This window comes from Streptomyces sp. NPDC001594 (assembly GCF_042893675.1).
In the GTDB taxonomy this organism is placed as follows: domain Bacteria; phylum Actinomycetota; class Actinomycetes; order Streptomycetales; family Streptomycetaceae; genus Streptomyces.
Genome location: NZ_JBIAVB010000002.1, coordinates 433,714 through 452,736, shown reverse-complemented (window position 1 = coordinate 452,736; position 19,023 = coordinate 433,714). Strand labels below are relative to the sequence as shown.

General features: G+C 72.4%; 17 protein-coding genes. 9 read left to right on the top strand and 8 right to left on the bottom strand.

What is annotated here, in order from left to right; genetic code table 11:
- Positions 1-338: 338 nt before the first annotated feature.
- Entirely contained in the window at positions 339-1,160 is an 822-nt protein-coding gene (locus tag ACFY0O_RS05670) for an oxidoreductase (protein ID WP_388943174.1), read from the bottom strand.
- Between the two features lie 109 nt (positions 1,161-1,269).
- On the opposite strand from ACFY0O_RS05670, the gene ACFY0O_RS05665 reads away from it, so the two are divergent.
- A complete protein-coding gene (locus ACFY0O_RS05665) occupies positions 1,270-2,280 on the top strand; it encodes an ATP-binding protein (protein ID WP_388943171.1) in 1,011 nt (336 codons plus the stop codon).
- On the opposite strand, the gene ACFY0O_RS05660 is transcribed toward ACFY0O_RS05665, so the two are convergent.
- Positions 2,237-3,544: a hypothetical protein gene (locus ACFY0O_RS05660; RefSeq protein WP_388943168.1), complete on the bottom strand. Its 1,308-nt coding sequence runs from the start codon at positions 3,542-3,544 to the stop codon at positions 2,237-2,239. The two genes, ACFY0O_RS05665 and ACFY0O_RS05660, sit on opposite strands and share 44 nt — an antisense overlap.
- 234 nt (positions 3,545-3,778) lie before the next feature.
- Here ACFY0O_RS05660 and ACFY0O_RS05655 point away from each other — a divergent pair, with 234 nt between their 5' ends.
- The 6 genes from ACFY0O_RS05655 to ACFY0O_RS05630 all read left to right on the top strand — a co-directional run bounded on the left by ACFY0O_RS05655 (position 3,779) and on the right by ACFY0O_RS05630 (position 12,006).
- The gene (locus ACFY0O_RS05655) at positions 3,779-6,292 is read left to right on the top strand and encodes a bifunctional SulP family inorganic anion transporter/carbonic anhydrase (protein WP_388943165.1); all 2,514 of its coding nucleotides are present in this window, start codon (positions 3,779-3,781) and stop codon (positions 6,290-6,292) included.
- Positions 6,293-6,559: 267 nt separating this feature from the next.
- Positions 6,560-8,515, top strand: a complete 1,956-nt coding sequence (acs, locus tag ACFY0O_RS05650; protein ID WP_388943162.1) for an acetate--CoA ligase — start codon at positions 6,560-6,562, stop codon at positions 8,513-8,515.
- Between the two features lie 224 nt (positions 8,516-8,739).
- Positions 8,740-10,185, top strand: coding sequence for a Na+/H+ antiporter NhaA (gene nhaA, locus ACFY0O_RS05645; protein ID WP_388943159.1), 1,446 nt, complete (start codon positions 8,740-8,742; stop codon positions 10,183-10,185).
- Positions 10,186-10,239: 54 nt separating this feature from the next.
- Complete coding sequence (locus ACFY0O_RS05640; RefSeq protein ID WP_388943157.1) at positions 10,240-10,698, top strand: phage holin family protein; 459 nt, start codon at positions 10,240-10,242, stop codon at positions 10,696-10,698.
- Positions 10,695-11,669, top strand: a complete 975-nt coding sequence (locus ACFY0O_RS05635; RefSeq protein ID WP_358895880.1) for an alpha/beta hydrolase — start codon at positions 10,695-10,697, stop codon at positions 11,667-11,669. The genes ACFY0O_RS05640 and ACFY0O_RS05635 overlap by 4 nt, the downstream gene beginning before the upstream one ends.
- Before the next feature lie 160 nt (positions 11,670-11,829).
- The gene (locus ACFY0O_RS05630) at positions 11,830-12,006 is read left to right on the top strand and encodes a hypothetical protein (protein ID WP_388943154.1); all 177 of its coding nucleotides are present in this window, start codon (positions 11,830-11,832) and stop codon (positions 12,004-12,006) included.
- A gap of 57 nt (positions 12,007-12,063) precedes the next feature.
- Here ACFY0O_RS05630 and ACFY0O_RS05625 read toward each other — a convergent pair whose 3' ends face one another.
- The 3 genes from ACFY0O_RS05625 to nth all read right to left on the bottom strand — a co-directional run bounded on the left by ACFY0O_RS05625 (position 12,064) and on the right by nth (position 14,951).
- Positions 12,064-13,266, bottom strand: coding sequence for a MarP family serine protease (locus ACFY0O_RS05625; protein WP_388943471.1), 1,203 nt, complete (start codon positions 13,264-13,266; stop codon positions 12,064-12,066).
- A gap of 13 nt (positions 13,267-13,279) precedes the next feature.
- Positions 13,280-13,999 (bottom strand): NUDIX hydrolase, encoded by a 720-nt coding sequence (locus ACFY0O_RS05620; protein ID WP_388943152.1) that lies wholly within the window; start codon positions 13,997-13,999, stop codon positions 13,280-13,282.
- Between the two features lie 115 nt (positions 14,000-14,114).
- A complete protein-coding gene (nth, locus tag ACFY0O_RS05615) occupies positions 14,115-14,951 on the bottom strand; it encodes an endonuclease III (protein ID WP_388943149.1) in 837 nt (278 codons plus the stop codon).
- Between the two features lie 335 nt (positions 14,952-15,286).
- Here nth and ACFY0O_RS05610 point away from each other — a divergent pair, with 335 nt between their 5' ends.
- Complete coding sequence (locus ACFY0O_RS05610; protein WP_042811540.1) at positions 15,287-15,961, top strand: Crp/Fnr family transcriptional regulator; 675 nt, start codon at positions 15,287-15,289, stop codon at positions 15,959-15,961.
- 130 nt (positions 15,962-16,091) lie between these two features.
- Positions 16,092-16,901, top strand: a complete 810-nt coding sequence (locus ACFY0O_RS05605; protein ID WP_388943147.1) for a nucleotidyltransferase domain-containing protein — start codon at positions 16,092-16,094, stop codon at positions 16,899-16,901.
- Here the strand turns inward: ACFY0O_RS05605 and ACFY0O_RS05600 are convergent.
- From ACFY0O_RS05600 to ACFY0O_RS05590, 3 genes are read right to left on the bottom strand one after another with little or no spacing between them, the layout of a single operon-like run.
- Positions 16,898-17,194 (bottom strand): ribosomal protein L7/L12, encoded by a 297-nt coding sequence (locus ACFY0O_RS05600; RefSeq protein ID WP_388943144.1) that lies wholly within the window; start codon positions 17,192-17,194, stop codon positions 16,898-16,900. The two genes, ACFY0O_RS05605 and ACFY0O_RS05600, sit on opposite strands and share 4 nt — an antisense overlap.
- Positions 17,191-18,036 (bottom strand): MBL fold metallo-hydrolase, encoded by an 846-nt coding sequence (locus tag ACFY0O_RS05595; protein WP_358897656.1) that lies wholly within the window; start codon positions 18,034-18,036, stop codon positions 17,191-17,193. Before ACFY0O_RS05595 ends, ACFY0O_RS05600 begins: the two co-directional genes overlap by 4 nt.
- Positions 18,033-18,944, bottom strand: a complete 912-nt coding sequence (locus ACFY0O_RS05590; protein WP_388943141.1) for an NUDIX hydrolase — start codon at positions 18,942-18,944, stop codon at positions 18,033-18,035. Before ACFY0O_RS05590 ends, ACFY0O_RS05595 begins: the two co-directional genes overlap by 4 nt.
- Positions 18,945-19,023: the final 79 nt, after the last annotated feature.

Genomic DNA, 19,023 nt, shown 5'->3' with positions numbered 1-19,023 from the left:
GATCCGGGGTGTCCGAATCGCCCCGGATCACCCCGGAAAGTAAAGAAGTCAGGCCAGGGGTTTCACTCCGCTCCCAAGCGAGGTACAAAGGAGTCACGGCCCGCGAGACCAAAGAACATCCGAGAGGATCATCTTTAAAACGCAGTAAGGCCCACGGACCGAAGCAGGAACGCCGAGCACCCACGCGACGTCGACCCGTCGATTACGGGCCAGCCGCACCAGGCGACGGGCAAAGTACCCGGCCTGATGGGCAACATCGAGGACGCTTGGTAACTGGGCGTGAATGCCAGCGGCGACACCAGAGCAGTACGGTGTCGCCGCAACCCTTTGTCCGGCCCCTATGCCGCGCCGCGCTGGAGCGCCTCGCAGACCGCCGTCGACTCACGCGCACCGAGCTCGACCGCGCGGCCGCAGTGCGCGATCCAGGCCGCCATCCCCTCCGCCGTGCCGGAGACGTAACCCTTGAAGGCCTCCAGGTAGGCCTCCGCCCCCTGTTCGGCGTGGCCGACCTCCGCCGGGCAGATCGCCTTCGGGTCGAGCCCGCTGTTGATCAGCACGATCCGCTCCGCGGCCCGCGCGACCAGTCCGTTGTAGGAGGCGAACGGACGCAGCGCCAGCAGTTCGCCGTGCACCACCGCGGCCGTGACCAGGGCCGGGGCCGACCCGCCCGCGATGACCAGGCGGGCCAGCCCGTCGAGCCGGCCCGCGACCTCCTCGGCGTCCGGGAGCGGCAGATCCACCAGGGGCTCCTCCACCGGCTCACCGGCCAGGCGCGGGCGGCCCACCACGTCCCCCGCCACGGCCGAACCGGACGCCACCAGGTGCAGACGGGCGAGGACCCGCATCGGCGACTGGCGCCAGATGCTCAGCAGCTGGCCCGCCTCCGCCGTCAGGCGCAGGGCCGCGCCGACCGTCAGCGCCTCCGCGTCCGCGCTGAAGTCGGTCCGGCGGCGCACCTCCTCCAGCGCCCAGTCGGCCGCCGACAGCGCCGCGCTGCCCCGGGCGGCGCGCAGCGCGGCCTCGGAGGTGATCTCCCCGCCGCGCCGGCGCATGACCCGGTGCCCGTAGACCCGGTCCACGGCCTTGCGTACGGATTCCACGGACTCTGCGACGCCCGGCAGGGCGCCCAGGGCCGCCAACGGGTCGGAAGCGCTACTCATAAGTAGGGAGCCTACGCACTGCGGCCCCATAGCACCGCCCCCTCCTTGGAGTGGTCTTCTTCACTCACCTTGACCACACCCCGCTGTCACTCCACTACCCTTGGTGAACATGAAGATCGCTTTCGTGGGAAAGGGAGGCAGTGGGAAGACGACGCTGTCCTCCCTCTTCATCCGCCACCTCGCAGCCAGTGGAGCCCCCGTCGTCGCGGTGGACGCCGACATCAACCAGCACCTCGGAGCCGCCCTCGGGCTCACCGAGGAGGAGGCGGCCGCGCTGCCCGCGCTGGGTGCGCACCTGCCCCTGATCAAGGAGTACCTGCGCGGTTCGAACCCGCGCATCGCCTCGGCCGACAGCATGATCAAGACGACGCCGCCCGGGGCGGGTTCGCGCCTGCTGCGGGTGGACGAGGACAACCCGGTCTACGAGGCCTGCGCGCGCACGCTGCCGCTCGACGGGGACGCGGTACGGCTGATGGCGACGGGTCCGTTCGCCGAGTCGGACCTGGGGGTGGCCTGCTACCACTCCAAGGTCGGAGCGGTCGAGCTCTGCCTCAACCACCTGGTCGACGGGCCGGACGAGTACGTCGTCGTCGACATGACGGCCGGCTCGGACTCCTTCGCGTCCGGCATGTTCACCCGCTTCGACATGACCTTCCTGGTGGCCGAGCCGACCCGCAAGGGCGTCTCCGTCTACCGCCAGTACAAGGAGTACGCCAGGGACTTCGGGGTCCGCCTGCGGGTCGTGGGGAACAAGGTGCAGGGGCCCGAGGACATCGAGTTCCTCCAGGACGAGGTGGGCGAGGACCTGCTGGTCACCTTCGGGCACTCCGACTGGGTGCGGGCGATGGAGCGGGGCCGCCCGGCCGCGTTCGAGCTGCTGGAGTCGGCCAACCGGCGCGCACTGCAGGACCTCCAGGAGGCGGCGGAGGACTCCTACTCCGGCCGCGACTGGGCCAGGTACACCGAGCAGATGGTCCACTTCCACCTGCGCAACGCCGAGAGCTGGGGCAACGCCAAGACCGGGGCCGACCTGGCGGAGCAGGTCGACCCCGGCTTCGTCCTGCACGAGGGCCTGGTCAGCCCTCGTCCGGCTCGCCGGCCGGCCCCGCAGCCGGCTTGACCTTCCCGGCCGGGGCGGCCGGCGCGGCCGGCGGCCCCGCGGTGAGGAACTTCGTCCAGCCCTCCTTCGGCGTCTGGCCGACCTCGAGGGTCCGCAGCCAGTCCAGGGTCTTGGGGTCCTGGGCGTCCAGCCAGTCGGCCAGTTCGCGGAAGGGCACGCAGCGGACCTCGGGCTGTCCGCACATGCTCTTGATGGACTCCTCGACGGCGCGCATGTAGGTGCCGCCGTTCCAGGACTCGAAGTGGTTGCCGATGATCAGCGGTGCGCGGTTGCCCTGGTAGGCCCGGTCGAAGGCCTGCTTGAGGCCGTCGCGCATCTGGTCGCCCCAGTACTGGTGCTGCGAGGGGTCGCCCTGGGTGGTCGTCCCGGACTGGTTGACCATGTAGTTGTAGTCCATGCTCAGCGTGTCGAAGGCCCGGCCGGGCATCGGCACCAGCTGGAGCGGGAGGTCCCAGAGCCCGTCCGTCTTCTTGGGCCAGACCTGCTTGCTGATCCCGCTGGAGTCGTAGCGGAAGCCCATGTCCTTGGCCGCCAGCATGAAGTTCTTCTGCCCTTCAAGGCAGGGGGTGCGGGCTCCGATGAGCTCTTTGTCGTAGTCGAAGGGGAGCGGGTCCATCTCCTTCAGGCCGGCGTTCGTCTTCCAGTTCTTGACGAAGGACTTGGCCTGGTTGATCTCGCTCTTCCACTCCTCGACGGACCAGGTGCCGACGCCGCCGTCGGGGCCGCAGAAGTGGCCGTTGAAGTGGGTGCCGATCTCGTTGCCCTCCAGCCAGGCCGCGCGGACCTGGGTGGCGGTGTCCTTGATGCCCTGGAGGTCGCCGAAGCCGATGTCGGAGCGGCCCGGGGAGTGCTGCGGCGCGGTGTAGAGGTCGCGCTTCTCCTCCGGCAGCATGTACACGCCGCTGAGGAAATAGGTCATCCGGGCGTTGTACTCCTTGCCGACCTCGCGGAAGTGCGAGAAGAGCTTCTGGCTGTCCTCGCCGGCCCCGTCCCACGAGAACACCACGAACTGCGGCGGCTTCTCACCGGGCTTCAGCTTCTGCGGCTTCTGGAGGTGCGGCTGCGGACCGGTGTAGGCGGTCGAGCCGTCGCCGATGGGCCGGTTGACGCTGCCGGGCGCCTCGGGGGCGGCGGCGCCCTTCCTCCCGTTCGGCGAGCCGGGAGCCCCGTGCCCGGCGGACCCCGAGCCGCTGCACCCGGCGGCACACAGGACCAGGGCCGTGGCGACCAGCCCGCCGGCGATCTTCTTCGTGGCGGCCATCATCCGCACACCTCTCCCTCGCAGTACCGATGCAGGACGTTCCCGACGCAACGTCCCACGCGGTGTGGTCTTAGGAAGGTGTGACAAGCCCGACAAAATGCTTAATCACTCTCAGGGGTGGGTTTCTAGGCTCTTTGCCCGCATTACCTCCCACCCTTCTTTACTCTCCATTACCATCCATTTACCGAGTGTTGAGAATCCCGCCGCTTCATCCCTCCCCAGAGGAGACGGGAACCCATGACAGCCACCGCCCCAGCCCCCTCCGCCCTCCGGCGGCCCTCGCGCGGCAGGAACGTCCGCAAGGACCTCCCGGCCGATCTGTCCGCGTCCGCGGCCGTCTTCCTGATCGCCCTGCCGCTCTCCCTCGGCATCGCGCTCGCCACCGGCGCCCCCCTGCAAGCCGGTCTGGTCGCCGCGGCGGCGGGCGGGATCGTCGCCGGACGGCTCGGCGGCGCGCCCCTCCAGGTGAGCGGTCCCGCCGCCGGACTCACGGTCGTGACGGCCGAGTTGATCCAGCGCTACGGCTGGCGGACCACCTGCGCCATCACCGTTCTCGCGGGCTGCTGCCAGCTCGGGCTCGCCTTCCTGCGCACCGCGCGGTCGGCGCTCATGGTGAGTCCGGCCATCGTGCACGGCATGCTCGCGGGCATCGGCGTGACCATCGCGCTGGCCCAGCTGCACATCGTGCTCGGGGGCACCCCGCAGAGCTCCGCCGTGGCCAATGTGCTCGGTCTGCCGGCCCAGTTGGCCGATCCGCATCCGGCCGCGCTGGCGGTGAGCGTGCTGACGCTGTGCGTCCTGCTCGGCTGGAACCGGCTGCCCGGCCGGGCGGGCCGTGCCCTGCGCAAGGTGCCTGCGGCCCTGGCCGCCGTCGCCTCCGCCACGGCGTTCGCGGCCCTGGCCGGGCTCACCCTGCCCCGGGTCGACCTGCCGTCCTGGAGCAGTCACGCCCTGCCCGAGCTGCCCGAGGGGCCGGCGCTCGGACTGATCGCCGCCGTCCTGACGATCACGCTGGTGGGCAGTGTGGAGTCCCTGCTGTCCTCCATCGCCACCGACAAGCTGATCGCCTCCGAGCGGGGTACGGAAGACCGCCCGCCCCGGGCCGACCTCGACCGCGAACTGCGCGGCCAGGGCGCGGCGAACATCGTCTCCGGGCTGCTGGGCGGACTGCCGATCACGGGCGTGGCCGTGCGCAGCGTGGCGAACGTCAAGGCGGGTGCCGTCAGCCGGAAATCAGCCATGTTCCACGGGCTGTGGGTGGTGCTCGCGGCCGGCCTGCTCGTCCCGGTCCTCGACCTGATCCCCCTCGCGGCGCTGGCCGCCCTGGTGATGTTCGTCGGCATCCAGATGGTCAGCATCACGCACCTGCGGACCGTCTCCCGGCACCGGGAGGTCCTGGTCTACGCGACCACGATCGCGGCCGTGGTGCTGGGCGGGGTGCTGGAGGGCGTGGCCGTCGGGATCGCGGTGGCCGTGGCCCTGGCCCTGCGGCGGCTGGCCCGCACCCGGATCACGGTGGAGGAGTCCGAGGGCGTCCACCGGATCGCGGCGCGCGGACAGTTGACCTTCCTGGCGGTCCCCCGGCTGAGCCGGGTGCTGAACCAGGTTCCGCACGGCGGGCACGCGGTGGTCGAGCTCGACGGCTCGTTCATGGACCACGCCGCCTACGAGACCCTGCACGACTGGCAGGAGTCGCACCTGGCGCACGGCGGGACGCTCGAACTGACCGGCCGGGGCGGGGCGGCGATCACGAGCGGGGTCCCGGCCGAAGCCTGGGCGACCGGTACCGGTACCGGTACCGGCAAGGAGGAGAGCACGTCGGCCGACGGCCCGCGGGGAGAGGCGGGCCGGGGGGCGCACCAGTGCTGCCGCCCCTGGACGCCCTGGCAGAACCACTGCGACCACCGAGCCGCCCGGGCCGCCCAGACTGCCCAGGCCGCCCAGGCCGCCCCGCCGGGCGCCCGGCCCGCACCGGACGGCCCGGCACGCCAGGGCGGTGCCGGCCCCGCGGGCGCCGCCGCCCGTACGGGTCCGGGCGCGGCCGGGGTCCCCGGCGCCGCGGCGGCCGCATCCCGGCGGCCCGGCGCGGGCCAACTCGCCAGCGGCATCGGCGCCTTCCAGCGGGACACCGCCCCGCACGTACGCGAGGAGCTGGCCCGGCTGGCGCGTGAGGGGCAGCGGCCCTCGCAGCTCTTCCTGACCTGCGCGGACTCCCGCCTGGTCACCAGCATGATCACCGCCAGCGGTCCGGGCGACCTGTTCACCGTGCGCAACGTGGGCAATCTCGTCCCGCTGCCCGGCGCGGAGTCCGGCGACGACTCCGTGGCGGCGGCCATCGAGTACGCGGTGGACGTGCTGCAGGTCGCCAGCATCACGGTGTGCGGGCACTCGGGCTGCGGGGCCATGCAGGCCCTGCTCGACTCCCGGCCGGGCGCTCCGGCGACCCCGCTGAGCCGCTGGCTGCGGCACGGCCTGCCCAGCCTCCAGCGGATGGGCAGCCGGCACCACGCCTGGGCGCGGATCGCTGGGCGGCTCCCGGCCGATGCCGTGGAGCAGCTCTGCCTGACCAACGTGGTGCAGCAGCTGGAGCACCTGCGGGCCCACGAGTCGGTGGCCCGGCGCCTCGCCGAGGGCACCTTGGAGCTCCACGGGATGTACTTCCATGTGGGCGAGGCCCAGGCCTATCTCCTGTCCGCAGGGGAGGACTTCTTCGACTGTCGGGTTTTCGACAGCGTCGGACAGAACGCCTGACCAGAGGCCCTCCCGAACCGATACCCTCCCGTATCCGTGCAAGCCGTCGGCCCCCTCCCGCACCTGCGGCGGGAAGGGGCTCTCGGCGCGCCGCCGCCCGGGCGCCCGACACACCGCGCGGGCGTAGGCCGGGCACGGGCCCAGTCGTGGTATAGGTCTAAACCAATTTTCGGCAACCCCTTGTCACCTGGGCGTCTGACTGATGAGCTGTCCCCGGGGACTCAGCTATGCCCGGGGACAACGGACACCCTGGGAAAGGGAGATGTCGTGAGCAACGAGAGCCTGGCCAACCTGTTGAAAGAGGAGCGGCGGTTCGCACCGCCCGCCGATCTGGCCGCCGCCGCGAACGTGAAGGAGGCCGCGTACACGCAGGCCGACGCGGACCGGCTGGGCTTCTGGGCCGAGCAGGCCCGACGGCTTTCCTGGGAGACCGAGCCCACCGAGACGCTCGACTGGAGCAACCCGCCCTTCGCGAAGTGGTTCGCCGACGGCAAGCTGAACGTCGCGTACAACTGCGTGGACCGGCACGTGGAGGCCGGCAACGGCGACCGCGTCGCCCTCCACTTCGAGGGCGAGCCCGGCGACAGCCGCTCGATCACCTACGCCCAGCTCAAGGACGAGGTCTCGCAGGCCGCGAACGCCCTCACCGAACTCGGTGTCCAGGCGGGCGACCGGGTCGCCGTCTACCTCCCGATGATCCCCGAGGCCGTCGTCGCGATGCTGGCGTGCGCCCGCGTCGGCGCCGCGCACTCGGTGGTCTTCGGCGGCTTCTCCGCCGACGCCGTCGCCTCCCGCATCCAGGACGCCGACGCCAAGCTGGTCATCACGGCCGACGGCGGCTACCGCCGCGGCAAGCCCAGCGCGCTCAAGCCCGCCATCGACGAGGCCGTCGCCAAGTGCCCGCAGGTCGAGCACGTCCTCGTCGTGCGCCGCACCGGCCAGGACACGGCCTTCACCGAGGGCCGCGACCTGTGGTGGCACGACCTGGTCGGCCGCCAGTCCACCGAGCACACCCCGCAGGCCTTCGACGCCGAGCACCCGCTCTTCATCCTCTACACCTCGGGGACCACGGGTAAGCCGAAGGGCATCCTGCACACCTCGGGCGGCTACCTCACCCAGGCCGCGTACACCCACAACGCCGTCTTCGACCTGAAGCCGGAGAGCGACGTCTACTGGTGCACCGCCGACATCGGCTGGGTCACCGGGCACTCCTACATCGTCTACGGCCCGCTGGCCAACGGCGCCACTCAGGTGATGTACGAGGGCACCCCGGACACCCCACACCAGGGCCGCTTCTGGGAGGTCGTCCAGAAGTACAAGGTCACCATCCTCTACACCGCGCCGACCGCGATCCGGACGTTCATGAAGTGGGGCGACGACATCCCCGCGAAGTTCGACCTGTCGAGCCTGCGCGTGCTCGGCTCGGTCGGCGAGCCGATCAACCCCGAGGCGTGGATCTGGTACCGCAAGCACATCGGCGGCGACCGCTGCCCGATCGTGGACACCTGGTGGCAGACCGAGACCGGCGCGATGATGATCTCCCCGCTCCCGGGCGTCACCGCGACCAAGCCGGGCTCGGCCCAGCGCGCCCTGCCGGGCATCGGCGCCACCGTCGTCGACGACGAGGGCCACGAGGTGGCGAACGGCGGGGGCGGCTACCTGGTCCTCACCGAGCCGTGGCCGTCGATGCTGCGCACCATCTGGGGCGACGACCAGCGCTTCGTCGACACCTACTGGTCCCGCTTCGAGGGCCGCTACTTCGCCGGTGACGGTGCCAAGAAGGACGACGACGGCGACATCTGGCTGCTGGGCCGCGTCGACGACGTGATGCTCGTGTCGGGCCACAACATCTCCACCACCGAGGTGGAGTCGGCGCTCGTCTCGCACCCCGCCGTCGCCGAGGCCGCCGTCGTCGGCGCGGCCGACGAGACCACCGGCCAGGCCATCGTGGCCTTCGTCATCCTGCGCGGCAGCGCCTCGGAGTCGGAGGGCCTGGTCGCGGAGCTGCGCAACCACGTGGGCGCCACCCTCGGCCCGATCGCCAAGCCGAAGCGGATCCTGCCGGTGCAGGAGCTGCCGAAGACCCGTTCCGGCAAGATCATGCGCCGTCTGCTGCGCGACGTGGCCGAGAACCGCGCGGTCGGCGACGTCACCACCCTCGCCGACTCCTCCGTGATGGACCTGATCCAGACGAAGCTGCCCAGCGCGTCCGACGAGGACTGACCTGCGACAGGACGGAACCGGCCCAGGAGGGCGTCCGGCGCACAGCGCGCCGGACGCCCTTCGTCCGTTTAAGGTGAAGATCACCCGATGCGACGGAACGGACCCTGTAAAATATGAGAAGCGTCAAGATTTGACGCTCTAAAAGTCTCCACGTCCATAGGTGCGCCGGGAAGTCTGGTCGGCAACTGCATGAGTCATGCCGTCGACCGACCGGAGGTCCCCCTGTGGCCACGCCCGCACCCCGCCGCAAGCTCCTCGGACGGCTCTCCCTCCCCGAGCGCCGCTTCGTCGCTGACGCGTTGCGCACGGAGACCGTCGGCGGCGTCCTGCTGCTGGTGGCGGCGATCGCCGCGCTCCTGTGGGCGAACATCCCCGCGCTGTCGGACAGCTTCGACACCGTCCGCTCCTTCCACATAGGCCCCGCCTCCCTCGGCCTGGACCTCTCGCTCCAGCACTGGGCGGCCGACGGCCTCCTCGCGGTCTTCTTCTTCGTCGCCGGCATCGAACTCAAACGCGAACTCGTCGCGGGCGACCTGCGCGACGCCAAGGCCGCCGCCCTCCCCGTCATCGCCGCCGTCTGCGGCATGGCCGTACCCGCCCTGGTCTACTTCCTGGTCAACACCCTCGGCGGCGGCTCGACGGCCGGCTGGGCGGTCCCCACCGCCACCGACATCGCCTTCGCCCTCGCCGTCCTCGCGGTCATCGGCACCTCGCTGCCCTCCGCGCTGCGCGCCTTCCTGCTGACCCTGGCCGTCGTCGACGACCTCTTCGCCATCCTGATCATCGCGGTGTTCTTCACCGGCAGCATCGACTTCGCGGCGCTGGGCGGGGCCTTCGCCGGTCTGGTCCTCTTCTGGTTCCTGCTGCGCGCCGGGGTCCGCGGCTGGTACGTCTACGTGCCGCTGGCCCTGGTCATCTGGGGCCTGATGTACAACAGCGGCGTCCACGCCACCATCGCCGGCGTCGCCATGGGCCTGATGCTGCGCTGCACACGCCGGGAGGGTGAACGGCACTCCCCCGGCGAGCACATCGAGCACCTGGTCCGGCCCCTGTCGGCGGGTCTGGCCGTGCCCCTCTTCGCCCTGTTCTCCGCCGGGGTGTCCCTCTCCGGCGGGGCGATCGCGCAGGTCTTCACCCGCCCGGAGACGCTCGGCGTGGTGCTCGGCCTGGTCGTCGGCAAGACGGTGGGCATCTTCGGCGGCACCTGGCTGGCCGCCCGCTTCACCCGGGCCGAGCTGAGCGAGGACCTCGCCTGGCCGGACGTGCTCGCCGTGGCCTCCCTGGCCGGCATCGGCTTCACCGTCTCCCTCCTGATCGGCGAACTCGCCTTCGCCGGGGACCCCGTCCTCACCGACGAGGTCAAGGCCGCCGTCCTGCTCGGCTCGTTGATCGCGGCGGTCGTCGCCTGCGTCATGCTCAAGCTCCGCGACCGCAAGTACCGGGCCCTGACCGAGGCGGAGGAGCGTGACGAGGACCTCGACGGGATCCCGGACATCTACGAGGAGGGCAACCCGGAGTACCACCTGAGGATGGCGCGGATCCACGAGGAGAAGGCCGCGGAGCACCGCCGCCGGGCCACCGCGCTGGCCCTGCAGAGGAATCCGGAGCCGGACGACGGCACGGGCGAAGCCACGGGCGGGTCCAGCACTCCGGCCGACCGTCCGGCATGATCTGACTGACGACGGAGGACAGCCGCCGGCAGACGACGACAGAGGGAGACAGAGATGAGCGCAACGGACCAAGGGGCTCCGGGGGCCGAGCGCACCCTCGGCCAGCTCGTCGCCGCGGCCACCGCCGAGATGTCCGCCCTGGTGCACGACGAGATCGCGCTGGCCAAGGTGGAGATCAAGCAGGACGTCAAGCGCGCGGGCATCGGCAGCGGCGCCGGGATCTCGGCGGGCGTGCTCGTGCTCTTCTCCCTCCCCGTACTGAGTTTCGCCGCGGCCTACGGCATCCACAACCTCGGTCTCGGGCTGGCCTGGTCCTTCCTCATCGTCGGCGGGGTGTTCTGGCTGCTGGCGGGGCTGGTCGGGCTGCTGGCGGTGGCCAAGTTCAAGAAGATCAAGCCGCCCGTGAAGACGATGGACTCCGTCAAGCAGACCGCCGCGGTGGTGGCAACCGTCAAGCCGCATCCGCGGCCGGTGAGTGACCAGGCCGTGGGTGTGGCACGCTCGTCCTCATGACAGCCCCCTCGCCGGACTCCAGCACTCCGCCCACCGCCGCGACGGCGGTACGGATCGACCTGCCGGACGGCAGGGCGGTGACCCACCGGGACGTCGCCGCCAACGGCGCCCGGTTCCATGTCGCGGAGCTCGGCGACGGGCCGCTGGTCCTCCTGCTGCACGGCTTCCCGCAGTTCTGGTGGACCTGGCGGCACCAGCTGACCGCACTGGCGGACGCCGGGTACCGCGCGGTCGCGATGGACCTGCGCGGAGTGGGCGGCAGCGACCGCACCCCGCGCGGCTACGACCCGGCGAACCTCGCGCTCGACATCACCGGGGTCATCCGGTCCCTCGGCGAGCCGGACGCCGCCCTCGTCGGACACGACCTGGGCGGCTACCTGGCCTGGACGGCCGCCGTGATGCGGCCCAAGCTGGTGCGCCGGCTGGCCGTCTCCTCCATGCCGCACCCGCGCCGCTGGCGCTCGGCCATGCTGGGCGACCTCGGCCAGACCCGGGCGAGCTCCCACATCTGGGGCTTCCAGCGGCCGTTCGTCCCCGAGCGGCAGCTGGTCGCCGACGACGGGGCCCTCGTGGGCGAGCTGATCCGGGAGTGGTCCGGGCCGCGGCTCCAGGAGGACGGAGCGGACGAGGAAGCGCTCGGCGTGTACCGGCGGGCGATGTGCATCCCGTCCACCGCGCACTGCTCGATCGAGCCCTACCGCTGGATGATGCGCTCGATGGCCCGGCCGGACGGGCTGCAGTTCTACCGCCGGATGAAGCGGCCCGTACGGGTGCCGACGCTGCACCTGCACGGATCGCTGGACCCGGTGATGCGCACGCGCAGCGCCGCCGGATCCGGGGAGTACGTCGAGGCCCCCTACCGCTGGCGGCTCTTCGACGGGCTCGGGCACTTCCCGCACGAGGAGGACCCGGCCGCGTTCTCCGCCGAGCTGGTGAACTGGCTCAAGGACCCGGAGCCCGACCGCCCCTGACGGACCTTTGGCCAGAACCTGACGGGTCGGTGACCGGTTCCTGACGGTCCCGCAGTTTATTCGTACGACAGGCTTACGGTCGTTCAATTGCCCGGCGCATAGGCCAATTGGCCGCCCCGGACGGGGTTACCGACCTTGGAGGCCGGGCACAGCTCGTTGTATGGGCTGGACGCACGACCACGGTGACACCGCACGCGAACGCCGCTCGGCCACGGTGCCGGGCACGCACGACAGGGGGACGGGCCGCGAAGGCCACGACCCCCGCCTCGGGATTCCGCGCATCCTGCGCCGCCGCGCCCGCTGGGTGTCGGCGCGGCTGCGCCATCCACGGGTGTAGCGGCACCGCGCCCCGCTTTCCGGGGCCGGTCCCCGGGAGGCGGGGCGCAGCCCCGGGTCAGAGGGCGCAGCCCTGGGTGTCGACCCGCCGGTCGGCGATCCTGCCGACGCGGATGTCGTCCCGGATCTCGTCCGCCGTCAGGGCGTAGCCGGTGTTCGGGTCGTCGAGCGACTTCGCGAAGACGACCCCGTACACCCGCCCCTCGGGCGTGAGCAGCGGGCCGCCGGAGTTGCCCTGGCGGACGGTCGCGTAGAGCGAGTAGACGTCGCGGCGGACGGTGCCCCGGTGGTAGATGTCCGGGCCGTTGGCGTTGATCCGGCCGCGGACGCGGGCGGCGCGGACGTCGTAGCCGCCGTTCTCCGGGAAGCCCGCGACGATCGCGTCGCTGCTGCTCGTCGCGTCCTTCTCGGTGAACTCCAGGGCCGGGGCGCGCAGCTTCGGCACGTCCAGGACGGCGATGTCGCGCTCCCAGTCGTAGAGCACCACCTTGCCGTCGTAGAGCTTGCCCTCGCCGCCGACCTGCACGGTCGGCTCGATGACCCCGCCGACGACATGGGCGTTGGTCATCACCTTGCCGGGCGCGAAGACGAAACCGGTGCCCTCCAGGACCTTGCTGCAACTGGGCGCGGTGCCGACGACCTTCACGATCGAGAGCCTGGCCTGCTGGGCGACGGCGCTGCCGGCGAGCGCCGGGTCGGGCGGCTTCACCTCGGTGATGGGCTCGTTAGAGAACGGGCTGAAGACCTGCGGGAAGCCGTTGCGGGCGAGGGTGGAGCTGAAGTCGGAGAACCAGGTGTTCGCCTGGGTGGGCAGCACGCGCGACACGCCCAGGAGCACCTTGGAGTTGCGGACCTCCTTGCCCAGGGTGGGCAGGGAGGTGCCGGCCAGGGCGGAACCGATCAGCCAGGCGACCAGCAGCATCGCGACGACGTTGACCAGCGCTCCGCCGGTCGCGTCGAGCGCGCGGGCCGGCGACCAGGTGATGTGGCGCCGGAGCCGGTTGCCCAGATGGGTGGTCAGGGCCTGGCCGATCGAGGCGCAGATGATGATGACCACGACGGCGATCACCACGACCGTGGTGGACACCTGGGTGCCGTTGTCCGTCACCCGGTCCCAGATCAGCGGGAGCAGGGACACGGCGATGAGGCCACCGCCCAGGAAGCCGGTCACCGACAGGATGCCGACGACGAAGCCCTGGCGGTAACCGACGATCGCGAACCACACGGCCGCGAGCAGCAACAGGATGTCCAGCACGTTCACGAGGGTCACCGTCTCATGCGTGCCAGTCGAGCGGGACCTGACGTGAGCGGTCCCACGGGCGTTCCCATCCGGCGAAGTGCAGGATCCGGTCGATGACCCCGGCGGTGAAACCCCAGACCAGAGCTGATTCCACGATGAAGGCGGGCCCCTGATGGCCCCTCGGATGGACCACGGTGACCCGGTGGGCGGGGTCCGTGAGATCCGCCACGGGCACCGTGAAGACCCGGGCGGTCTCCGCCGGGTCCACCGGGCCGACCGGCGAGGGCTCCCGCCACCAGCCGAGCACCGGGGTCACGACGAACTCGCTGACCGGGATGTAGAGCCGGGGCAGTACGCCGAAGAGCTGCACGCCCGCCGGGTCCAGCCCGGTCTCCTCCTCGGCCTCCCGCAGCGCGGCGCGCAGCGGGCCGGTGGTGTGCGGGTCGCCGTCCTGCGGGTCCAGGGCGCCGCCGGGGAAGGAGGGCTGGCCGGCATGCGAGCGCAGGGTGCCGGCGCGCTCCTGGAGCAGGATCTCGGGGCCGCGCGGGCCCTCCCCGAAGAGGATGAGCACGGCGGACTGGCGGCCCCGGCCGTCCTCGGGCGGCAGGAAACGGCTGAGCTGGCGGGGCCGGACCGTCCGGGCCGCCTCGACGACGGGGTCCAGCCAGCCGGGCAGGCCGGCGGTCGTCAGCTCCAGGCCGTCGGCCCGGTGCCCGGCCTCGGCCGTCGTCTCGTCCTGCGTACCGCGCGTCATGGGCAACCCCTGTCCGTGTTCTCCCCGTCCGCTGAACGCGGCCCGGGTACCGATTCGTTCCGCCGGGGGCGTGCGGCGGCCGCGCCCCACGCCCCCGGCGTCACCCGTGCCCCGCTCAGGCCTCCGTACGGGCCCCCAGGGGCGCGGCGGGCAGGCCCGGGTAGTCCGGGGGCGGGGAGAGCCGCTGGCCCGGCTGGCCGCCCTTCTCGTACTTCAGCAGCTTCTTCGCCTTCTCCGGGTCGGTCTCGCCCTCCCCGTAGGCCGGGCAGAGCGGGGCGATGGGGCAGGCGCCGCAGGCGGGCTTGCGGGCGTGGCAGATCCGGCGGCCGTGGAAGACGACGCGGTGCGAGAGCATCGTCCACTCACTCTTGGGGAAGATCCCGCAGATCTCGGCCTCGACCTTCTCCGGGTCCTCCTGCTCGGTCCACTTGAACCGGCGCACCAGCCGTCCGAAGTGGGTGTCGACGGTGATCCCGGGGACGCCGAAGGCGTTGCCGAGGACCACGTTCGCCGTCTTGCGGCCGACGCCCGGCAGCTTCACCAGGTCCTCTATGCGGCCCGGGACCTCGCCGCCGAAGTCGTCCCGCAGGGCCTGCGAGAGGCCGAGGAGGGACTTCGCCTTCGCCCGGAAGAACCCGGTCGGCCGAATGATCTCCTCCAGTTCCTCCGGGACGGCCGCCGCCATGTCCTCGGGGGTGGGGTACTTGGCGAAGAGGGCCGGGGTCGTCTGGTTCACCCGCAGGTCGGTGGTCTGCGCCGAGAGGACGGTGGCGACCAGGAGCTCGAAGGGGTTGCGGAAGTCCAGCTCCGGATGGGCGTACGGGTACACCTCGGCGAGCTCGCGGTTGATGCGGCGGGCCCGGCGGATCATGGCCAGGCGGGACTCGGGCTTGGCAGCGGGGCGCGGCCGCACGGCCCCGGCGGCCCTGGCGGCCCCGGCGGCCTGCTTCACGGTCTGCGATTTCTTGGCCGAAGCTTTGCCCTGGGGGGCAGGTCGGGGCGTTTCGGACGCCGCCGCGGGGGCCTGTTCGCCCACGGCTGAATTCTGGGCCGCCGTCACTCCCGCGGACCCCTTGGCCTGTGCTCTCACCGGCTTATTGGACACCCGGCCAGCCTAAGGCCGGACGCTGACACCCCGCCCGGACCTCAGGTAACACCACCCCGATCGGCCTCTCGCCGCACAGCACGCCCGTCCGTCCGGCATCCTTGTGATTGATCGCACTGTTTGAGCCGTCCGGCAAAATGGGGAACGGTCCCCACTGGCCGGTCGACATAGGAGAGAGACTCGTGGACGACGTTCTGCGGCGCGCCCCGCTCTTCGCGGCGCTCGATGACGAGCAGGCCGCGGAGCTCCGCGCCTCCATGGGCGAGGTGACCCTCGCACGCGGCGACGCCCTGTTCCACGAGGGCGACCCCGGAGACCGGCTGTACGTCGTGACCGAGGGCAAGGTGAAGCTGCACCGCACCTCCCCCGACGGCCGCGAGAACATGCTGGCCGTCCTCGGCCCCGGCGAGCTGATCGGCGAGCTCTCGCTCTTCGACCCGGGCCCGCGCACCGCCACCGCCACCGCCCTGACCGAGGTCAAGCTCCTCGGCCTCGGCCACAGCGACCTCCAGCCCTGGCTGAACGCCCGGCCCGAGGTCGCCACCGCACTGCTGCGCGCCGTCGCCCGGCGCCTGCGCAAGACCAACGACCAGATGTCCGACCTGGTCTTCTCCGACGTCCCGGGCCGCGTGGCCCGCGCGCTCCTCGACCTGTCGCGCCGCTTCGGCGTGCAGTCGGAGGAGGGCATCCACGTCGTCCACGACCTCACGCAGGAGGAGCTCGCCCAGCTCGTCGGCGCCTCGCGCGAGACCGTGAACAAGGCCCTCGCCGACTTCGCGGGCCGCGGCTGGCTGCGCCTGGAGGCGCGCGCCGTGATCCTGCTGGACGTGGAGCGGCTCGCCAAGCGCTCGCGCTGACGCGGCACGCAGTTCCACGGAGGGGCCCCGTCCGGGTGTCGGAGGGGCCCCTCCGTGCGTGCGCGGCGCGGGCGGGCCCCCGGCCGTAAATGCCCGCGCCCCGGGCCGTCCGCCGGGCACAGTGGGGATCATGGATCTCAGAGGGCTGGACGCCGCCGGGTACTTCGAGCGGGAGGGCTCCCTCGGGCGGGTCCAGCCCGCGTTCGCCGACCTCGTCGCCGCCGCGCGCGGCCGGCTGGTGGAGGCGTACGGGAACCGGCTCCACAGCGCCTACCTGTACGGATCCGTGCCGCGCGGCACCGCCCGCCCCGGGCGCTCCGACCTCGACCTGCTGATCGCCCTGCACCGGGAGCCCACCGACGAGGACCGGGACACCGCCGAGGTGCTGGGCCGCGGGCTCGACCAGGACTTCCCGCAGATCGACGGCGTAGGGATCCTGCTCTACGGCAAGGACCGGCTGCTGAGCGAGCAGGAACGTTACGACCTGGGCTGGTTCCTGGCCTGCCTGTGCACCCCGCTGCTCGGCGCCGACCTGGCCGAGCACCTGCCCCGCTACCGTCCCGACGGCCTGCTCGCCCGGGAGACCAACGGGGACCTGGCCGCCCTGCTGCCCCGGTGGCGGGAGCGGTTCGAGGCGGCTTCGGAACCGGCCGAGTTCCGCCGGATGAACCGGTTCTTCTCCCGGCACCTGGTACGGACCGCCTTCACGCTGGTCATGCCCGAGTGGGGCGGCTGGACCAGCGACCTCACCGAGTCCGCGCGGGTCTTCGGCCGCTACTACCCCGAGCGGGCGGCGCAGCTGCGCGAGGCGGCCGCCGTGGCCCTGGAGCCGGTCGAGGACCCGGCCGTGGCCCGCCGCTACCTGGACGACCTCGGGCCGTGGCTGGCCGCCGAGTACGAGGCCCGGCACGGCACGAAGGCTCCGCGCCCGGAAGGCTAGGAGACCTTGAGGTCGAGGGACTCGACGGCCTGCTTGGCCTCCGCGAGGCCCGCGCCGGTGATCTCGCGGTAGGCCTTGATCGCCGAGACGGTCCGGCCCTCGCGCATCAGCGCGCGTACGCGATCCAGCCCGGCCGGCTCCGGCTCCTCGATGCCCAGGTGCTCCAGCACCAGGCCGAGCCGCCGCTCCAGCCGGTCCGCCCGGTCCTGGAGGGCCCGCATGCGCAGGGTCACCGTGGAGGTGATCCACCCCGCGGCCGCGATCAGTGCCAGCAGGACGTAGAGCGTGTTCATTCGGGCCCCCCCGGGATCAGTCCGTGATCCCGAAGGTACTCGAGCTGGGCGCGGACGGACCATTCGGCGGCGGGCCACAGCGAGCGGTCCACGTCCGCGTAGACGTGGGCGACGACCGCCTCGGGGGTGACCAGGCCGTCCTCCACCGCCGTCTCGACCTGGGCGAGCCGGTGGGCGCGGTGGGCCAGGTAGTACTCCACGGCGCCCTGGGCGTCCTCCAGGACCGGTCCGTGGCCGGGCAGCACGGTGTGCACCCCGTCGTCGACGGTGAGGGAGCGCAGGCGGCGCAGGGAGTCCAGGTAGTCGCCCAGCCGGCCGTCGGGGTGGGCGACGACGGTGGTGCCGCGGCCCAGGATGGTGTCGCCGGTCAGCACGGCCCGGTCGGCCGGCAGGTGGAAGCAGAGGGAGTCCGAGGTGTGCCCGGGGGTGGGCACGACGCGCAGTTCCAGTCCGCCGGTGCGGATCACGTCCCCGGCGGCCAGGCCCTCGTCGCCCAGGCGCAGCGCCGGGTCCAGGGCCCGCACCTTGGTGCCGGTCAGCTCGGCGAAGCGGCCGGCGCCCTCGGCGTGGTCGGGGTGGCCATGGGTGAGGAGGGTGAGCGCGACGCGCTTGCCGGCCCGCTCGGCGGTGGCGACGACGGCGCGCAGGTGCGCCTCGTCGAGGGGGCCCGGGTCGATGACGACGGCGAGGTCGGAGCCGGGTTCGGAGACCAGCCAGGTGTTGGTGCCGTCCAGGGTCATGGCCGACGGGTTGGGGGCCAGGACGTTGACGGCGCGGGCGGTGGCCGGTCCGGAGACGACCGCTCCGCGGGGCTGGCCGGGCAGGGCCGCTGCGTCGGTCATGCGGGGCCACCTCCGAGGGTGACGCGCTTGGTGAACTCCTCGTGGCCCGGCCAGCTGAGCACGACCACGCCGTCCTCCAGCGCGGCCTCGGCCAGCACCGGGGTCAGGTCCTGCGCGCCGGACGCCGCGAGGGCCTCGGCGGCGGCCCCGTACGGCTCCAGGGAGCGCAGGGTGGAGATGGTGGGCGGCATCATCAGCAGCTCGCCCGCGTCGTAGCCGGCGGCGGCGTCCCGCGGGCGGATCCACACGGTCCGGTCGGCCTCGGTGGAGGCGTTGCGGGTGCGCTGGCCCTCGGGGAGGGCGGCGACGAAGAACCAGGTGTCGTAGCGGCGGGGCTCGAACTCGGGGGTGATCCAGCGGGCCCACGCCCCGAGCAGGTCGGAGCGGAGCAGCAGGCCGCGTCGGTCGAGGAACTCGGCGAAGGACAGCTCGCGGCCGACGAGGGCCTCGCGGTCGGCCTCCCAGTCGTCCCCGGTGGTGTCGCCGACCACGGTGTCGGGGGTCGTCCCGGCGAGGAGGACGCCGGCCTCCTCGAAGGTCTCGCGGACCGCGCCGCAGACGATGGCCTGGGCGGTGGCGGCGTCGGTGCCGAGGCGGGCCGCCCACGCCTCCTGGTCCGGGCCGGCCCAGCCGATGCGGTGGTCCTCGTCGCGGGGGTCGACCCCGCCGCCGGGGTAGGCGTAGGCGCCGCCGGCGAACGCCATGGAGGCGCGGCGGCGCAGCATGTGCACGGCGGGGCCGGCGGGGGTGTCGCGGAGCAGCATCACCGTGGCGGCGCGCCGGGGCTCCGCCGGGACGAGGGCGCCTTCCGCGAGGGCGCGGATGCGGGCGGGCCACTCCGGCGGGTACCACTGGCCTCCGGCGGGGGGCTGCTCGGGCGAGGGCTGTCCGTGCTGACCATTCGGCATGGCCGGATGCTACGACCATCCGGCCCGATGTTCGAGGCCCCCCTGGCGGGGGCCGCCGCCCGGGGCCGTCCCCGGGGGA